The organism is Streptomyces sp. NPDC000345, assembly GCF_042898825.1.
In the GTDB taxonomy this organism is placed as follows: domain Bacteria; phylum Actinomycetota; class Actinomycetes; order Streptomycetales; family Streptomycetaceae; genus Streptomyces.
On the sequence record NZ_JBIAZE010000009.1, the window covers coordinates 56,376 to 73,655 of the forward strand.

Genomic DNA, 17,280 nt, shown 5'->3' on the forward strand with positions numbered 1-17,280 from the left:
CCCGCCGGCCGGGGCTTCTTCGTGCCCTGAGGAGGGTCCATGTCCGACCTGATCAACGATGGAATGACCAAGGTGGTCTGGGCATCGTCCATCGCCAACATCAACGCCCCGACCACGACCGAGCTCAACGCCGGCAGCGACTTCACCACCCGGGTCACTCCGGACGGCCTGAAGGTCGACCCCAGCACGGCGGATGTCGACACGTCCTCGCTCGCCTCGACGTTCGACACCAAGACCGTGGGCCGGGTCGGCTTCGACGTCGAGCTGACGTTCAAGCGCGGCACGACCGGCGGCGAGGACCTGCCGTACACGACGCTGAAGTACGGGGTGTCCGGCTACCTGGTCGTGCGTCGCGGCGTCGCCTACGCGACCGCGTGGGCGTCCTCGCAGAAGTGCGAGGTGTACCCGATCACCTGCGGCGAGCCGCAGAACGTCGCTCCGGCCGCGAACGAGGTCATGAAGTTCGTCAGCCCCATGCGGGTCACGAACCCGCCCGCGACCGCGGCGACGGTGGCCTGATGCCGGACATCGGGGACATCCTCAAGCAGGCGACGCCCCGGCAGCGCACCGTGCAGGTGTGCGTCCGGGGCGACCTCGCCAGCGAGGTCGAGCGGCTGGCGGACGAACTCGGCAAGGTGTCGAAGGAGTGGGAGCCGGCCAGCATCGCCGACGAGCACCCGGGCCGCAGGCTCGCCGCCGAGCTGCACAAGGCGCAGACGGCGGCGAAGGCGGCCGAGGTGCCGTTCGTGCTGAGGTTCATCGGCGACCGGGCGTACAGCGATCTGCTGGCCGCGCACCCGTCGGACGACCCCGCCGAGCTGTTCGACGAGCAGACCTTTCCCAAGGCGCTGATCACCGCCGCGTGCGCGGACCCGGTGATGACCGCGGAGCAGGCCGACGCCCTGTTCGAGGTCATCAACCGAGGGGAGCAGAAGAAGCTGTTCGACGCCGCGTGGGAGGTCCACAACCTGACGGGCGTCTCCCCTTTCTCGCTGGCCGCCTCCGCGCTCCTGGCGGGCCTTGGCGGCGACAGCTAGAAGCCGCCCGCGCCTGGGGCGTGCCCCACTCGGTGTTCATGGGGCGCGTCGTCAGGCAGGGCGAACCTCTGTGGCTGCCGGAGGACCGGGCGTGGGCGCTCGCCCTGGCCGAGGTCGAGGCGGACTCCTGCCCGGAGTGCCGGCAGCCCTGGGGCGAGGCCACCGACAAGGCGAACGAGTTCGGCTACCGAGCTGAGCTGATCCGCTGCCACGCCTGCACCGCGTCGGCGCAGGCCGTGAAGGCCTACCAGGACAAGGGCGGCGAGTCCGCGGGGCTGCACGTCCACATCGAGCGGCGCGCGTAGCGCACGAGCACGACGGGGGGTGAGCCGTGGCCACCCGTACCGTGAACGTCCGCCTGGTCGCGGACGTCAACCAGTACACCCGCGGCATGCGGCAGGCCGCCCGCCAGACGTCCCAGCTCGCCAACGCGGGCGCCATCGTCGGCACCGCCCTGGTCGCCGGGTTCGCGGTCGCTGCGGCATCGGCGGCGAAGTTCGACAAGGAGCTGTCCAACGTCCGCGCCGTGACCGGGGCGACCGGCGCGGAGATGCAGAAGCTGCGGGCCGCCGCGCTGGAGGCAGGCAAGACCACCTCGTTCACGGCGACCGAGGCGGCGCGCGCGGAGGCCGAGCTGGCGCGCGCCGGCATCAGCACGGCCGACATCGTCGGGGGCGCCCTGAAGGGCTCCCTGTCCCTCGCCGCAGCCGGACAGATGGACCTCGCCGACTCGGCGGTGGTCGCCGCGCAGGCGATGAACACGTTCGGCCTGCACGGCAAGGACGTCACCCACATCGCGGACGTCATGGCCGCGGCCGCCAACAAGAGCGCGGCCGACATGCACGGCCTGGGCCTGTCCCTGCGGATGGGCGGCCTGCTCGCCCATCAGACCGGCCTGTCCCTGGAAGACACCATGGGCACGCTGGCCGCGTTCGCCGACCACGCGCTGATCGGCTCGGACGCCGGTACCTCGCTGAAGGTGATGCTCCAGCGGCTCACCCCGCAGTCCGACGAGGCCGCCGCCGCCATGCAGAAGATCGGCTTCACGGCCTACGACGCGCAGGGGCAGTTCGTCGGCCTGTCCGAGCTGGCCGCCCGCATGAAGACCTCCTTCGGCAAGCTGACGCCGGAGGCCCGGAACCTGGCCATGGCGACGATCTTCGGATCGGACGCCGTCCGCTCCGCGACGATCCTGTACGAGCTGGGCGCCGACGGCATCAACGAGTACACCAAGGCGGTCGACGACCAGGGCGCCGCCCAGCGCATGGCGTCCACCCAGACCGACAACCTCGTCGGCGACCTGGAGCGGCTGCGGGGCGCCATCGAGGTCGCCCTGATCGAGTCGGGCTCGGCAGCCAACGGCACGCTGCGCACCATGACCCAGACGATCACCCGCCTGGTCAACGCCTACAACTCCCTGCCCCCCGACATCCAGCACGCCGTGACCCTGTTCATGGGGTTCGGTGGCGCCGTGTCCCTGGCCGCGGCCGGCGTCCTGCTGCTCATTCCCCGCCTCCACGCCACCACCACGGCGCTGGCCGCGATGGGAGTCACCGCCGCCCGGGTGCGGTACGCGATGATGAGCATGGCCCGCCTGGGTCTCGTCATCGGCGCGCTGGAGGCGGTCACCTGGGGCGTGGACAAGCTGGTGTCCGCGTTCGATGACGCCCCGCCGAACGTGACGCGCATGGGCAACGCTCTGCTGAACTTCGCCAAGAACGGCAAGGCGGCGGGCGAGCTCACGAAGACGTTCGGCAAGGACCTGGACGGCTTCGGTGAGGCCGTCTCCCGGATCGCCCACCCCGGCACCATGGACCGGGTCGGGGACGCCCTGTACTCCATCACCCACCTCGGCAACGACTCCTACGACCTGGACCAGGCGCAGAAGAAGATCAAGGCCGTCGACGAGGCGCTGAAGGGCCTGGTCGACGGGGGCGCGAGCGACATGGCCGCGCAGGCCTTCGCCAAGCTGTCCCGCGAGGCGGAGGCGCAGGGCACGTCTGTGGAGAAGCTGCGCACGCTGCTGCCCCAGTACGCCGAGTCGCTCACGGCCGCCGACACCCAGCAGCAGCTGACCGCGGACTCCCAGGCCGAACTGGCGAAGCAAGCGGGGCTGACCGCCGACGAGATGAACGATCAGAGGACCGAGGCCGAGAAGCTGTCGGACGCGCTGAAGTCCCTCAACGGCTCCGCGATCTCGACCGCCGAGGCCGAGATCGGCTTCCGGCAGTCCCTGGCCGACCTCAACGAGACCGTGAAGGAGAACGGGCACAGCCTCGATGTCACGACCGACAGCGGTCGCAAGGTGAAGTCCTCGTTCCTGGACGCCGCGAAGGCCGCCCAGGCGCACGCCGAGGCGGTGTCCGAGCAGACGGGCACGCAGGCGGCCGGCCAGAAGGTGCTGGAGAAGGACATCGAGCTGCTCCGCCAGGACATGCTCGCCAAGGGATTCTCCAAGGACGCCACCGAGCAGCTGCTCGCCGCCTACGCCAAGCTTCCCGGCTCGGTGTCCACCGAGGTGGACGCCAAGACCGAGGGCGCCGTCGCGGGCCTGAAGGCGGTGCAGACCGAGGTCGCCAAGACCAAGGGCAAGAAGATCGTCATGGACGCGCCCACGGCCGAGGCCCGGGCGCAGCTGGAGGCCCTCGGCTTCAAGATCAAGAACACCAAGGGCAAGAAGGTCGAGATCACCGTCCCGACCGGAACCCAGAAGGCGAACGTCGAGGCCCTCGCCGCGGCGATCCGCGCGCTGACGGACAAGACCATCCGCATCCTCACCATCCGCGAAGAGAGGTCCGTGAAGAGCACCGCCGGACGTCCCACCACGGGCGAGGGCGGGGTGTCCAAGTACGCGCACGGCGGCCTGGTCCGCCGGTACGCCACCGGCGGGGTGGTGCAGCTGTACCCGTCCGGCGGCCCCATCGTCGGCCCGGGCACGGGCACGTCGGACAGCATCCCGGCCCTGGTCTCCAACGGCGAGTACGTCATCAAGGCCGACGCCGTCCGCAAGTACGGCCTGGCCATGTTCGACCGGATCAACGCCAAGCGGTTCGCCTCCGGCGGCCTGGCCGGCTTCACGTACACGCCGACCGGAGCCGCGGTCCTCGGCGGCCCGTCGGACGCGATGAAGCGCTACGACCAGGAGATCGAGGACCTCAAGAAGGCGTGGGAGGACCTCAACACGGCGCTGAAGGCGCAGAAGAAGGCCGCCGACGCGCTGAAGGACGCCGAGAAGAACCTCAGCAAGGTGCGGAAGGGCCACCACACGGCCGCCCAGCTGCGCTCGGCCGAGGAGAAGGTGTCCAAGGCCCGCAAGGCCAAGCGGGGCGCCGACGCGACGGTGGCGAAGGAGCGCCGCGACGTCAACGCGGCCGATGCCGAGCTGGGGCTGAAGAAGGGTGCCAAGACGCCCACCGCGTTCAACCTGAAGGCCTACGAGACCCAGCTGAACGAGTCGGTGGCCGCGACGCAGCGCTGGCGCAAGAGCCTGGCGAAGGTCGGGATGCGGGGCGGCAAGGAGCTGAAGGCCATGTTGGAGGGCATGGGCGAGGAAGGCTACGACCTCGTCAACGCCCTCGCCCGCGCGAGCGACAAGCAGTTCAAGTCCATCGTGGCGAAGCTGGAGAAGACCGGTGAGCTGGCCAAGGCCACGCTGAAGGACTTCACCCAGCAGCTGGGGTCCAGCACGGCGGAGTCCAAGCAGTTCGCAGCCGACCTCCAGAAGCTGGCCGCGCAGGGCTTCGGCGACCTCGCCCAGGCCCTCGCCGCCCAGGGCGACGCCTCCGCCATGACCCTGGCCCACGAGGCTGCCGGGAACAGCAAGTCGGCGGCGGCGGCCAACAAGGCCGTCGGCACGGCCCAGTCCACGCTGACGGGCGAGGACCTCGCCAACTCCCTGGTGCTGCTCTCCACGCTGCGGGGCGGCACCGGCCGGGGGTTCGCCGACCTCATCGCCGCAGGCCTGGACGTGGCCACCATCCGCGCGCTGGTCCCGAAGATGACCGCCCAGATCGCCAGCCTCCCGGAGGCGAACAAGGCGACGTTCGTGCGGCAGTGGGTGCAGCAGGGCGGGAAGGCGATGGCGGCCGGCGGCATCCTCACCGGCCCGTCGGTGGTCCTCGGCGGCGAGGCCGGCGTGCCGGAGGCGTGGATCCCCTGGAACCGATCGGCCCGGTCGAAGGCGCTGCTGGCCAAGTCGGCGGCCGCCATGGGCTACCAGCTCGTCCCGGCCGGCCGGTATGGGGGCAGCGGGGCGAGCACCGCGGCGGTGGCCCGTGAGGTGTCCAAGCACATCACCGTGAACCTGTACGGCGCGAGACAGTCGGCCGCCGAGCAGGCCCACGACATCGCCCGCATCACCTCGTTCGTGGCCTGAGAGGAGGCAGGATGCCCTACATCCCGGGCACGGTCCTGGACGGCATGAGCGCCACCCTGGGCTCGGTGGCCCTCGGCTCGGTCGACTCCGACGGCGTCGCCTGGTACCTCCAGACCCTGGAGGGCTGGGACTCCGCGGACGTCCGCGCCGAGTTCACCGAGCGCGAGGCGGACCACGGGGCGTGGGCGTCCCCGGTCTACCTCGGCGCCCGGCCCATCACCCTGGGCGGGACCGTCGTGGCCCCGTCCCGGACGCTGCTCCAGGCGGCGATGGACCGGCTCCAGGTGGCGGCCGGCCTGTCCGACACGCTGCTCACGGTGGCGGAGGCCGTACCGAAGCAGGCGGTGGTGCGGCGCTCCGGGAAGCTGCTGATGCAGTACGTCTCCGACACCGTGGCCACCTACTCGGTGATGGTGACGGCCGCCGACCCGCGCCGCTACAGCAGCACGCTGTCGACCGGCACCACCAACCTGGCCTCCAGCACGGGCGGCCTGACGTTCCCGATCACGTTCCCGATCACCTTCTCGGCGACGGTCGTGGCCGGGCAGATCGCCGCGGTGAACTCGGGGACGGCCGACACCCGGCCCGTGCTCACGCTCACCGGGCCGGTGGTCGCGCCTGTCATCTCGGCGCTCTACCCGGACGGCACCGCCCGTCTCCTGACCTACCAGCAGGACCTCCAGACCGGTGACGTCCTGACCATCGACACCGACGCCCACACCGTCGTCATCAACGGGGGCGTCACCCGGCGCCGGTTCATGACCGTGTCCGGTGGCTGGCCGACCATCCCTGCCGGTCAGCAGGTCGTCTACCAGTTCCTCTCCAGCACCTACAACGCCAGCCCGACGCTGACCGTGACCTGGCGGTCGGCATGGATGTGAGGAGGCCCCGATGCCTGTAGACGTGTGGGCCATCGACGCCCTGACCTTCTCCGGTCTGGAGACCCGGCTGGTGGAGGCGTCCACCGTCATGACGGACGGGACCGCCCTCGGCTCGCGGTCGGGGGTGCGGCCCGGCGACCCCGGGCTGACCGTGACCCTGGCCGGGTCCGTCATCAACGTGTCCGCCGGCGTCGCCGTGATCGGCTACAGCGGGCAGGGCATCTACAAGGTCGCCTCCGCCTCGTCGATCTCTCCCGGCTCGCTGACCGCCGCGCACGCCTCGCTGACCCGCATCGACCTGGTGTACCTGCGGGTGTGGGACAACTCGGTGGACGCGTCCGGCCTGAACAAGGGCGACGTCGTCTATCTGGCCGGCACCCCTTCGGCGTCGCCGGTCGCCCCGACCCCGGCAGGCACGCAGATCTACCTGCCGCTCGCCACGATCACCGTGCCCCCGTCCGGCGGCGGCTCGGCGACCGTGTCCACCGCCGTGCGCCCGGTCACCGTCGCGCCGGGCGGCATCCTGCCCTCGTCCACGGCCCCCGGCAGCCCGTACACCGGCCAGTTCTACGACAATGGCACCGACCTGCTGCGCTACAACGGCTCGACCTGGGACACCTACTTCAAGGTGCCGGCCGCCTGGTCGACGTACACGCCGACCTGGACGGGGTCGACGACCAACCCGGTCGTCGGCAACGGCACCCTGATCGGCCGCTACCAGAAGATCGGCCGCCAGGTGGTCGGGCACATCAACCTGACCGCCGGTTCGACGACCACCTTCGGCACGGGGAACTACAACTTCACCCTGCCGTTCACGGCTGCCGCATCGGGCGCGGCGCTGGTCGGCACGGCGATGCTGCTGGGCACCGACCGCTGGAACGGCGCCACCAACATCTCCTCCGGCGCGTCCACCCTGGCTGCGTTCTTCCCGATCTCGGCGACCAACGGGCGCTCCGACTTCTGGACCCCGTCCCGGCCGGAGGCCATGGCGTCCGGCACCCAGGTCCGCATCACGTTCGTGTACGAGTCGGCGACCTGATGACGGGCACCCCCTACCAACTCGCCTGGTACGGCTGTGACCTGCGCACCGGCGCCATCGTGGAGGACCTGCCCGCCCTCCGGCCGACGGGAGCGCTGTCGCGGAAGCTGGGCGCCTCGACCACGCTCCAGCTGGAGCTCACGCTCGCGGGCGCCCCGGTCGAGTGGGCGGGTGCGACGGCCCCCGGACAGTCACTTCTGGTGGCGGTCGACACCGCCACGGACACACCGGTCTGGGCCGGTGCGGTGCTGCCCCGCGAGGGCGGCAGCGCGACCACCGTGCAGCTCGGCGCCGCCACCCTGGAGGCCTACCTGGACGCCCGGTTCCCCGGCACCCAGACCATGGTGGGCGTCGACCAGGCCACCGTCGTCACGAACCTGGTGACCCCGGCCCTCACCCAGGGCCCGCCGTTCGTCATCGACGCGGTGGCCACCGGCACGGTGATGGACTACCTGAGCAACGACGGCGACGACAAGAGCATCCTGTCCTGCCTGACCGAGGTCATGGGCCTGGACGGCGGGCCCGAGTGGACGATCGACGTGGAATGGAACGCACAGCACACCGGGTTCCAGTTTCCGGTTCGGATCCGGTCCCGGGTCGGGCTCCAGTCACCGAACCCCGAGGGCGTGTTCGACTACCCGGGATGCGTCGCGGAGTACGTCCTCGCCGAGTCCTACGAGCAGGGCAAGGGCGCCACCCGGATCATCGCCCGCGGTGAGGGCGAGGGCTCCTCCCGGCTCACGTCCCCGGCGACCGACGCCACCGCGCTGCTGGCCTCCGGGATGCCGCTGTGGGAGTACCGGTACACGCCGGCCACCGGCGTCACCGACCCCGACCAGCTCACCGCACACGCCGCGAAGACCCTGGCCCTGATGGCGCAGGGCGCCCAGGTGTGGAGCGTCCAAGGCGTCGCCTCCCAGTCACCGCGCCTCGGTGCCACCTGGTCGCTGGGCGACACCGTGCACCTCGCCGTCGAACGCTCGCCGCGACACCCCGCCGGGACGGACGTGGTGGCCCGCTGCTGGGCGTGGGAGCTCGACCCTGGCGCCGACCGCATCCGCCCGATCCTCGTGGAGGAGTAATGCCCCGACAGATCGACCAGCTGCCCGCCGACGCGACCACCCTCGCCCGCAAGGTGAAGGCCCTCGAGGAACAGATGCGGGAACTGCGCGCCGCGCGCCGCATGGGTACGGCCACCGTCGGCCGCCTGCGCGTCTACAGCGAGGACGGCGGCACTCTTCTCGCCGAACTCGGCCCGATGGACAACGGCGAGTGCGGCCTGTGGACCCGCGGCGCCCAGGACGACGACCTGCCGGTGTCGGCGACCCTGGCAGGCGGCGAGCTCCGGTTCCGGCCGATCGAGGACGGAGTGAACGAGGTGCCGGCCAGCGCCACCTACACCTCACTCCCGGACTCCGGCAGCGATCTGACGCTCGTGTCCGGGGCAGTCCGGGCGTCGGACTGGCGGTCGGTCGTGGATCTCGGCTCGGTGGTGGACGGGTCCGTACCGAATGTGTTGGTCGCCGGCCTCCGTGAGGTCGATGGTGTCGCAGAGAGCGGCGCGTGCAACATGGACGTGTCCGGGGTGCTGACGGCTGCGAACATCGCCTGCGGCAGCGTCCTCATCACCCCGTCCGCGGCGAACACCCCGACCTCGGCGACCATTTCGGGCCTCGATCTGAAGGGGTCGAGCTTCTTCGCCTGGACGACCCCGCTGACCACCGTGCCCGGCACCTCTGTCACCGGCACCAGTGCCACCGCCATCACCTCCAGCGGGCTCACCGTCTGGGTGACCCGCACCAGCACGACCGCGACCACAGTGTTCTGGCTGGTGATCGGCCTGTGAGCACGCCGATAGAGCCCGCGACCTGGTACGCGGTCACCGTGCGGGATGACAACGAGGCCTGCGAGAACCATGGCCAGGAGTTCGAGGTCAACCCCTGCTACTCCAACGCCGGCACCCTCACCATCCAGTGCGGCCGGTGCCGTCAGCCCATGACGATCGTCTCCGCCGTCGTCCTCAACCCCCAGCCCGAGATGACCTGACGGCATCTCGCCCCTCGCCCCAGCCCCGAGCCGACCGGCCCGGGGTTTCTTCATGCCCTGGAGGGCCTATGTCCCAGGTCAAGCTGCCCCGCGTCGGGGGAACCGTGCACTACGTCTCGCACGGGACCCCTTTCCAGGCCGACGGCAGCCAGGCGTACACCTCTCGGTGCCGCGCCGCGATCGTCACCGAGCAGACCAGCGATCCCGACCACCCCAGTCAGGTCGGCCTGGTCGTCCTCAACCCCACCGGCACCTTCTTCCACCGAGCGGTGCCCTTCCACGACGGCAGCGCACAGAACGGAACCGAGGACTGCCCGACCGCCGAAGCGCACGGCAGCCCGTTCCGCTACTGCGCGTGCGGCTGGGTCGAGCCCTCCTTCATGGCCGGTTCCTGGCATCCGCTGGAGGCCTGCGATGCCTGAGCTCTGGATGCCGGGCGCGACCCGGCACGCCCTGGGCAACGAGGGCACGATGAACGGCGGCCCGGCCCGCGCGGTCTGGCACATCACGTCCAACGACAGCGACTGGACGTTCAAGAATGAGCACGGCTGGTTCACCGGCGGCGGCGCCGGCGTGGCGCCCCACCTGCTGTGGGAGCCGTTCACGGGGGAGATCGCCCAGTACTTCCCCGCGGACTCCCGCTCCCTGTCCCTGGCCAACGCGGGCGACGTGCGGACGAACCGGACCGGGAAGTACTGCATCCAGATCGAGACCGTGTTCACCGCCGGGGAGACCGTCGGCGGGAAGAAGTACGCCACCGTCCGGGACACCCCGTGCAAGGGCCTGGACAAGATCGTGACGTGGCTGCGCTCCCTCGGCATAACCGACGCGTGGCCGGGCGGCGCACCGACAGCCTTCGTGCGCGACACCGTCTCCCTCTCCACCTGGCTCAGCGAGGGCGGCCACTACGGCCACAACCAGGTGCCCGGGAACAGCCATGTCGACCCGGGCCCGATGCCGAACCTGTTCGCCGTCCCGGTCCCGGAAGCCACCCAGCCCGTACGCCAGCCGTTCCCGGGCGCCGCCTGGTTCAGGAAGGAACCGCGCTCGGCGATCGTCACCGCGATGGGCCGGCGCCTGGTCGCGGTCGGCTGCTCGGCGTACGAGGACGGCCCGGGCCCGCAGTGGACCGAGGCCGACCGCCGGTCGTACGCGAAGTGGCAGCGAAAGCTGGGCTACACCGGCGCGGCCGCCGACGGCTGGCCCGGCGCCAAGAGCTGGGCAGCCCTGAAAGTTCCGTTCGTCAAGGAGGTCTGACCTATGAAGGACACCAGCAAGCGCACCGCCCGCACGGTCCTCCAGACCGCGCTCGGCTTCGCGGTCGTCCTGCCGGCCGTCGTCGACGCGTCCGGCGTCCCCGAGTCCCTGCCCTGGGTGGCGGGCGGCCTGGCCGTCGCGGGCGGCTTCGCCCGGGTCATGGCGCTCCCCGGCGTCCAGGCCCTGCTGCCGGGCTGGCTGCGCACCGACGACCAGGCGGGGAGATGACGGAGGGAGCGACCGGCGTGGGAGCCATCGATTCCGCCGTCGCCTGGTCCGTGGCCATCGTCGCGCTCGCCGGGCTGTGCGCCCTGGTCTGGCGGGTCCTGCGGGCCGTACTGCGGATCGCGGACTGGCTGGACGATACGCGGGAGGACTGGGTGGGGGCGCCTGCGCGGCCGGGCGTCCCGGAACGCCCCGGCGTCATGACCCGGCTCGGCCAGCACGACGTCCAGCTGGACGACCACGAGAAGCGCATCACTCAGGTCGAGACCCGGCTACCCGACACCGCCTGAACCACCAGCGGCCCCGCTCTCCTTCGGGAGGGCGGGGCCGTTTCGTCGTGTCCGGATACCCTCGCAGCATGATTCGCGCTGTGATCTTCGACGTCGGCGAGTGCCTCGTAGACGAGACCACCGAGTACGGCACCTGGGCCGACTGGCTCCAGGTCCCGCGCCACACCTTCCACGCCATGTTCGGCGCCGTCATCGCCCAGGGCCGCGACTACCGCGAGACCTTCCAGGAGTTCCGGCCCGGCTTCGACCTCTACGCCGAGCGCGAGCGCCGGGCCGACGCCGGGAAGCCCGAGCACTTCGGCGAGGCCGACCTCTACCCCGACGTCCGCGACGCCCTCGCCGCACTCCGCTCGGCCGGCCTCTGGCTGGGCATCGCCGGGAACCAGACCGTCCGCGCCGGCGGCATCCTGCGCGAGCTGTTCACCAACGACGTCGACCTGATCGGAACGTCCGACGACTGGGGCGCCAGCAAGCCCGACCCCGAGTTCTTCGTCCGCGTCGCCGAGGTCACCCCGTTCGCCAACGACGAGATCCTCTACGTGGGCGACCGAGTCGACAACGACCTTCGGCCAGCTGTTGCGGCAGGCATGCACACGGCGCTCGTGCACCGCGGCCCGTGGGCAACGATCCAATGGAACACCGAGGAAGCAGAGAAGCTCCCGACCTTCAGGATCGAGAGCCTCCTCGAATTGGCGCCGCAGATCGCCCAGTTCAACGAGCGAGAGCACTGACCGTCGTCGACCAGCCGTACAGCCGGTCGTCGAGGTCGCGCACGCACCGCTCATGCTGGTGCGGCGCCAGCTGCCGCCGCACCTCACGGACCCGGTCCATGCCCATCGCGTACCAGGTCCGCTCCAGCTGATCGAGCGCGCGGACGGCGTACCCGCATGCCGCCTCGGGGTCGCCGGCCGCGGCCTCGACGGCGGCCAGGTCGCCGAGCAGGACGGTGGACTGCTTCTCCTCGGCCGACGGCAGCGCGCCGAGGGCGCCGAGCAGGGTGGTGCGGGCCTGCGGAAGATGCCCGGCACGCAGCTGCGTGTTGCCCTTGAAGGCGGCGAGGCGCGCCAGCGAGAACCAGTCCAGCCACTCAGGTGAGGCGTGCTCGCCGCCTCGTGCGAGGACGTCCTCGGCGTGACCGATCAGGTGCAGCGCGGTGCGCGTGTTGCCGCAGCGGGTCTCGCACTCCGCCTCGACCGCGTCCAGCCACGCGAGCAGCTCGGCGGACGCCGGGCCGCGGCGCGCGTAGGTCCGGGCGGCCACCATCCGCTCGACGGCCGCGTCACGGTCACCGTCCCAGGCCGGCATGAACGCCGTGTGCGCGAGGACGGCGGCGCCCAGCAGCGGGTCGTCGGCCTCGCCCGCAGCCTGGAGCGCACGGAGCAGCGTCTGCTGAGCCCGGAGGGCGTCGCGCAGGTCGAAGAACTCGATGCGCCCGGCGAGCAACCAGGTCTCGCTGAGGGCTGATGCGACGCGCTGCCGGGTCTGGCCAACGGTCTCAGGGAGCAGGGCGCAGCCGAGGGTGGCGTGCGCGAGCGCGACCGGGTGCAGGGTCGCGGGGGCGACGGACCAGTAGAGCCTCCGGTGCGCCCGGGTCACGGCCTCGTAGTCGGCGGCAACGGAGGCGGGTTGGAGGGCCGCGGCCTGGGTGGGTACGGCGGCCAGACCGACGGCCACGGCGGCACCCGCGAGCGTCGTTCGTCGGCCACGGTCGACCGGGGCGCCACCCGGCGGCGTGAACCCCAACGATTCCAGGTCCTGGCCGAGCGTACGCGTGAGAGCCTGTCCCACCTCGGGCTGCGGCCACGGCGGCGCGTCGGACTCCCACCGGCGGACCTGGCGCACGCCGACGCCGAGCGCGTCCGCCAGGGCGTGCTGGGAGCCGTAGCCAGCCGCCAACCGGGCTGCCTTGAGGCGGGTGTTACCTGCGGGCCGTGCCACTGCTGCACCTCCGTGTCGAGCGCTGCGGTAAGTGTCCTCGGAAGTCCCCACACTGGCCAGCCGTCACCCGGTGGCACCAAAGAAAGTCCTCTTTGCGGCAACAAGAAGACCTCTTGAAGCCCTCGGAATCGCTTTCTTTCAGGGCCACTCTTGTACGCACCCCAGCTGGTGCCCAAGGAGCCGCGATGCCGACCACGCCTTTACCCACCGTCGTAGGGTGCGCACTGCATGACGCAGGCCACGACTGGGACGCCATCAGGGTCCCGCGCAGCATCGGCCTCGACGCCATCGGCATCCTCGGCCAGCGCTGCGGCGCCGTCGTCGCCGACGGCCACGGTGGCGCCCTCTACTTCTTCACCCCGGTCGGCACCGCAGCCCAGTGGGACGTGGAGAACACCCGGCCACTCGGCAAGGGCAGCACAGTGACGATCCCGCCAGCGCGGCGCACGGAAGGGCCTGGCGTCCACTGGCGGATCTGCCCGGGGGACGGCCGCTGGCTCACCGAACCGGGCGCCCTGCACGCCGCGCTCGCGGACGCCTTCGGCCGCCCCGTGGCAGGCACGACGGGGGCGCAGGCATGAGCAGGAGCCCGGTTCAGCGGGCGGCCCGCGCGATAGACAGCCGGGTCCGTTCCGCGTATCTCGCCATGGCAGACCACGCCATGGGGTGCGCCGAGTGCAGGGCGTCCGGGGATGACCGGTCGCTCGGCTGCTCTACGGGAGCGGGGCTGTACAAGGCCTGGTCCCGGGTGCAACGGGAGGCCGGCCGATGATCTGCGCGCGCTGCGACCAGCCCATCCGGCCCGGGCAGCCCGTGGAGAAATACACCCCAACCGCGCCCACTGGCGCGAGCATCACCACTGTCCTGCACGCGATCGGCACCCCGGGCTGCGCGCGCCCACCGACCCAGACCGCCCCGATATCCCGCTGACCGGCCTGGCCGCGCGTGCCCCGCGCCCAGCCAGGCCACGGCCGCCACGCCCCCGGGGAAAGGGGCCAGGCGGCCACGGGCCCGCCGTCACGCGTTCACCCCGTGCGCAGGCGGCGGGCCCTCCCGCCAGACCAGATCCGACACCGTCACGCCGATGGCGGCCGCGATGCGGATGAGCGTGTCCGTGGTGGGCGACTGCTGCCCCAGCTCGATGCGCACGAAGCCCGCGCGGTCCAGGCCGGCGCGGAGGGCCACCTGTTCCTGGGTGAGCTTCGCCCTGAGCCGGGAAGCACGGATCGCGGCACCGAGGAGCCGCCGCTCAGCGAGGACCCAGGGCGGTGGTGGTGAGGCGGACGGCACCCGCCTCACACTTACGGTCCGTGATCATGTTGTCTGTAGCGGTAGCACCACATTGAGGAACGCCCGACAGAGGGCGACACAGACCCGCTGAGGCGTTGGGCGACGGCCCAGGAGAGGCGCCGAGGCGGGAGCCGGGCGGTCACCCCCGTGGGTGGCCGCCCGCGCTCGTTCCGGCTGTCCTCTCGGGCCAGCGACGGGCCAGCCCGCGATCATGACGGCCCCTCAAAACGGACACGCCCCCAGCTCGAAGTACCTCTGAGCTGGGGGCGATTCGGTAGGCCCTGTGGGACTCGAACCCACAACCAATGGATTAAAAGTCCACTGCTCTGCCAATTGAGCTAAGGGCCCAGGCGATGTTGCCTCCTTGAGCATAGCCGGACCTGGCCGCGTCTCCGATCGGGTATCGGTGACGCGGCCGCGCCGGGGTGCGCACAGCGGTGAAGATCGGTCATCCGGGCCACCGGCTACCGGGTCTTCCCCGCCCTCGCCACCTCCCGGGCCATGGTCCTTTCGTGGTCGGGGTTGAGGAACCACTTCCGTGCGGAGGCCAGCCACCACACCCCGGCGAAGCCGAGGACGACGAGGACGGCGACCGGGGCGTAGTTGAAGGTCGCCCAGGTGACCGGGGAGACCTGGGGCAGCATGAACAGCACCGTGATCACCGCGACCCACGCCACCGACACCACGCCGATCGCCCCCGACCAGCGCCCCAGGTGCCACGGGCCCCGTGCGAAGGCGTCGCCCTTGCGGACCCTCAGCAGCGTCGGGATGACGTAGGCGATGTAGAGGCCGATCACCGCGATGGAGGTCACCGCCGCATAGGCCGTGACGTTGATCAGATACGGCAGGCCGAGGACCAGCGCGCCGCCCGCCGCCAGCCAGACCGCCGCCACGGGGGTCCGGGTGCGCGGGCTGACGGTGTGCCAGACGTGGGACCAGGGCAGCGCGCCGTCCCGCGAGAAGGCGTAGATCATGCGGCTGTTGGCCGTCACCGACGCCATGCCGCAGAAGAGCTGGGCGCCGATCACCACCAGCAGCAGGAGCTTGCCGGCGGTCGCGCCCAGGGCGTCCAGGAGGATCTGGGCGGGCGGGGCGCCGGTCGGCGAGTCCAGGGCGCCGTCGTAGGACTGGATGGCGAAGGTGAAGCCGAGCAGCAGCACGAAGCCGGCGATCCAGGAGGTCCAGATCGAGCGGACGATGCCTTTCGGGCCCGCCGTCGAGGCGTCGTGCGTCTCCTCCGTCATATGGGCGGAGGCGTCGTATCCGGTGAAGGTGTACTGGGCCATCAGGAGGCCGAGCAGCACCACGTAGACGCCACTGCCCCAGCCCGTGTTGTTGACGAACTCGCCGAAGACGAAGGACGGGGACTGGTGGTGGTCCGGTACGAAGGCCAGGGCGCCGACGATCACCGCCACTCCCAGCACGTGCCACCACACGCTCACGCTGTTCAGCAGCGCGACGATCCGCACGCCGAAGGTGTTGAGCAGGCCGTGCAGGACGAGGATCGCCCCGAACAGCAGCACGGTCCGGCCGGGCGTCACCTCGAAGCCGAACTGCAGGTTCAGGTACGCGCCCAGGAAGGACGCCGCGCCGAAGTCGATGCCCGCGGTCACCGCGACCTGGCCCAGGACGTTGAACCAGCCGGTGAACCAGGCCCACGCGGCGGCCGAACGGGGCGGCGCGAGCCGGTGGGCCCAGAAGTACAGGCCCGCGGACGTGGGGTACGCCGAACAGATCTCGGCCATCGACAGGCCGACAAAGAGGGTCATCAGGCCCACGGCCACCCAGCCCCAGGTGATCACCGCGGGGCCGCCGGTGTTCATCCCGAAGAGATAGAGGGTCAGACAGCCGGACAGGACCGAGATGATCGTGAAGGAGACCGCGTAGTTGGAGAACGCCGACATGCGGCGGGCGAGAACCTGCGTGTAACCGAGCTGGGCCAGCCGCTCTTCGTCCGACAGCCCACTCGCGATGGCGTCATCTGTCATGCCCCCAGCAATTCCCTCAGCGGGGGCGTGACACACGTCACAACTTGGCCGAAAATCGCGGCCGGTCGCCGCTAGAAGATCCCCTGACCACCGCGTAGCGCCCGTACGCCCCCTCCACCTCGCCCGTGAAACCGGGCACCCCCACCGACCGGGGCTCGCCCGCCGCCGTCCGGCGCATGACCACATGGGCCATGGCGCCGACCACGGAGTGGACGACGGCGCCGTCGCCGGTCCCGTGGAGCTGGACACAGACGCCCGAGCACGGGTCGTACACCTGACCGGCCTCGCGCACGGGTCCCACCCGCGGCACGGCCCCGCCGGACACCGTGCGCGTCTTGAACGCCGTCTCGTCCGCCCAGGCCAGCGTGCCGTTCGTCAGCGCCGCACCGTCGACCCGCACGGGAGCCGCCGGCAGGTCGACGAGTTCGCGGGACTCGATCTGGCTGTCGGCGCATGAAAGAAGGCCCGTACGACAGGAGTCGTACGGGCCCTTCGTTCACCGGCCGATGGCGGCCGGTGTCTCAGACGTACCGTCAGCCGTTGCGCTTCCAGCGCGGCTTGTCGTCGCGGCGGCCGAAGGAGCCGGTGCCGCGGTGGTCGTCACGACGGCCGTTCGGGCGGTCGTGACCGGCGGAGCGGAAGCCCGGGCGGTCGTCGCGGCGGTCACGGTTGAACGGGCGGTCGCTGCCACGGTGACCGGGACGCTCGTCCCGGCGGAAGCCGCCACGGTCGTCCCGGCGCTCGAAGCCACGGTTGTCGCGGTCACGGTCCCGGTTGAAACCGCCCCGGTCGTCACGACGCTCGAAGGAACGGCCACCGCGGTCGTCACGACGCTCGAACGAACGCCCACCACGGTCGTCACGACGCTCGAAGCCACGGTTGTCGCGGTCACGGTCCCGGTTGAAACCACCCCG

At 71.2% G+C, this 17,280-nt stretch carries 19 protein-coding genes, 1 tRNA gene and 1 pseudogene; 15 read left to right on the forward strand and 6 right to left on the reverse strand.

What is annotated here, in order from left to right; translation table 11 throughout:
* Nucleotides 1-39: 39 nt before the first annotated feature.
* The 14 genes from ACFY30_RS22265 to ACFY30_RS22330 all read left to right on the forward strand — a co-directional run bounded on the left by ACFY30_RS22265 (nt 40) and on the right by ACFY30_RS22330 (nt 11,881).
* Nucleotides 40-519, forward strand: coding sequence for a hypothetical protein (locus ACFY30_RS22265; protein ID WP_390846915.1), 480 nt, complete (start codon nt 40-42; stop codon nt 517-519).
* Nucleotides 519-1,037: a hypothetical protein gene (locus ACFY30_RS22270; RefSeq protein ID WP_390846916.1), complete on the forward strand. Its 519-nt coding sequence runs from the start codon at nt 519-521 to the stop codon at nt 1,035-1,037. The genes ACFY30_RS22265 and ACFY30_RS22270 overlap by 1 nt, the downstream gene beginning before the upstream one ends.
* Before the next feature lie 38 nt (nt 1,038-1,075).
* Nucleotides 1,076-1,342, forward strand: coding sequence for a hypothetical protein (locus ACFY30_RS22275; protein WP_390846917.1), 267 nt, complete (start codon nt 1,076-1,078; stop codon nt 1,340-1,342).
* A 26-nt stretch (nt 1,343-1,368) separates the two neighbouring features.
* Nucleotides 1,369-5,412 (forward strand): phage tail tape measure protein, encoded by a 4,044-nt coding sequence (locus ACFY30_RS22280; RefSeq protein WP_390846918.1) that lies wholly within the window; start codon nt 1,369-1,371, stop codon nt 5,410-5,412.
* Nucleotides 5,413-5,423: 11 nt separating this feature from the next.
* On the forward strand, nt 5,424-6,293 hold the full coding sequence (locus ACFY30_RS22285; RefSeq protein WP_390846919.1) for a phage distal tail protein: 870 nt from the start codon (nt 5,424-5,426) through the stop codon (nt 6,291-6,293).
* A gap of 10 nt (nt 6,294-6,303) precedes the next feature.
* Nucleotides 6,304-7,332 carry a hypothetical protein gene (locus ACFY30_RS22290; RefSeq protein WP_390846920.1) on the forward strand — a complete coding sequence of 343 codons (1,029 nt, stop codon included), beginning with the start codon at nt 6,304-6,306 and terminating at the stop codon, nt 7,330-7,332.
* Nucleotides 7,332-8,414: a hypothetical protein gene (locus tag ACFY30_RS22295; RefSeq protein WP_390846921.1), complete on the forward strand. Its 1,083-nt coding sequence runs from the start codon at nt 7,332-7,334 to the stop codon at nt 8,412-8,414. The genes ACFY30_RS22290 and ACFY30_RS22295 overlap by 1 nt, the downstream gene beginning before the upstream one ends.
* Nucleotides 8,414-9,178, forward strand: a complete 765-nt coding sequence (locus ACFY30_RS22300; RefSeq protein WP_390846922.1) for a hypothetical protein — start codon at nt 8,414-8,416, stop codon at nt 9,176-9,178. The genes ACFY30_RS22295 and ACFY30_RS22300 overlap by 1 nt, the downstream gene beginning before the upstream one ends.
* Complete coding sequence (locus ACFY30_RS22305; protein ID WP_390846923.1) at nt 9,175-9,378, forward strand: hypothetical protein; 204 nt, start codon at nt 9,175-9,177, stop codon at nt 9,376-9,378. Before ACFY30_RS22300 ends, ACFY30_RS22305 begins: the two co-directional genes overlap by 4 nt.
* A 68-nt stretch (nt 9,379-9,446) precedes the next feature.
* Entirely contained in the window at nt 9,447-9,800 is a 354-nt protein-coding gene (locus ACFY30_RS22310; RefSeq protein ID WP_390846924.1) for a hypothetical protein, read from the forward strand.
* Nucleotides 9,793-10,635: a peptidoglycan-binding protein gene (locus tag ACFY30_RS22315; RefSeq protein WP_390846925.1), complete on the forward strand. Its 843-nt coding sequence runs from the start codon at nt 9,793-9,795 to the stop codon at nt 10,633-10,635. The genes ACFY30_RS22310 and ACFY30_RS22315 overlap by 8 nt, the downstream gene beginning before the upstream one ends.
* Before the next feature lie 3 nt (nt 10,636-10,638).
* The gene (locus ACFY30_RS22320) at nt 10,639-10,863 is read left to right on the forward strand and encodes a hypothetical protein (protein ID WP_390846926.1); all 225 of its coding nucleotides are present in this window, start codon (nt 10,639-10,641) and stop codon (nt 10,861-10,863) included.
* Between the two features lie 17 nt (nt 10,864-10,880).
* Nucleotides 10,881-11,150: a hypothetical protein gene (locus ACFY30_RS22325; RefSeq protein WP_390846927.1), complete on the forward strand. Its 270-nt coding sequence runs from the start codon at nt 10,881-10,883 to the stop codon at nt 11,148-11,150.
* Between the two features lie 68 nt (nt 11,151-11,218).
* A complete protein-coding gene (locus ACFY30_RS22330; protein WP_390846928.1) occupies nt 11,219-11,881 on the forward strand; it encodes an HAD family hydrolase in 663 nt (220 codons plus the stop codon).
* On the opposite strand, the gene ACFY30_RS22335 is transcribed toward ACFY30_RS22330, so the two are convergent.
* Nucleotides 11,862-13,088 carry a helix-turn-helix domain-containing protein gene (locus tag ACFY30_RS22335; RefSeq protein ID WP_390846929.1) on the reverse strand — a complete coding sequence of 409 codons (1,227 nt, stop codon included), beginning with the start codon at nt 13,086-13,088 and terminating at the stop codon, nt 11,862-11,864. The two genes, ACFY30_RS22330 and ACFY30_RS22335, sit on opposite strands and share 20 nt — an antisense overlap.
* A gap of 185 nt (nt 13,089-13,273) precedes the next feature.
* Between ACFY30_RS22335 and ACFY30_RS22340 the strand changes: the two genes are divergently transcribed.
* Entirely contained in the window at nt 13,274-13,669 is a 396-nt protein-coding gene (locus ACFY30_RS22340) for a hypothetical protein (RefSeq protein ID WP_390846930.1), read from the forward strand.
* A 436-nt stretch (nt 13,670-14,105) separates the two neighbouring features.
* Here ACFY30_RS22340 and ACFY30_RS22345 read toward each other — a convergent pair whose 3' ends face one another.
* The 5 genes and pseudogenes from ACFY30_RS22345 to ACFY30_RS22365 all read right to left on the reverse strand — a co-directional run.
* Complete coding sequence (locus ACFY30_RS22345; protein ID WP_390846931.1) at nt 14,106-14,378, reverse strand: helix-turn-helix domain-containing protein; 273 nt, start codon at nt 14,376-14,378, stop codon at nt 14,106-14,108.
* A gap of 275 nt (nt 14,379-14,653) precedes the next feature.
* Nucleotides 14,654-14,726, reverse strand: a tRNA-Lys gene (locus ACFY30_RS22350).
* A gap of 116 nt (nt 14,727-14,842) precedes the next feature.
* Nucleotides 14,843-16,366, reverse strand: a complete 1,524-nt coding sequence (locus ACFY30_RS22355) for an amino acid permease (protein ID WP_390846932.1) — start codon at nt 16,364-16,366, stop codon at nt 14,843-14,845.
* Between the two features lie 37 nt (nt 16,367-16,403).
* The gene (locus ACFY30_RS22360) at nt 16,404-16,766 is read right to left on the reverse strand and encodes a hypothetical protein (RefSeq protein ID WP_390846933.1); all 363 of its coding nucleotides are present in this window, start codon (nt 16,764-16,766) and stop codon (nt 16,404-16,406) included.
* Between the two features lie 133 nt (nt 16,767-16,899).
* Nucleotides 16,900-17,280, reverse strand: a pseudogene (locus ACFY30_RS22365) (RNA helicase); the annotation flags it as partial.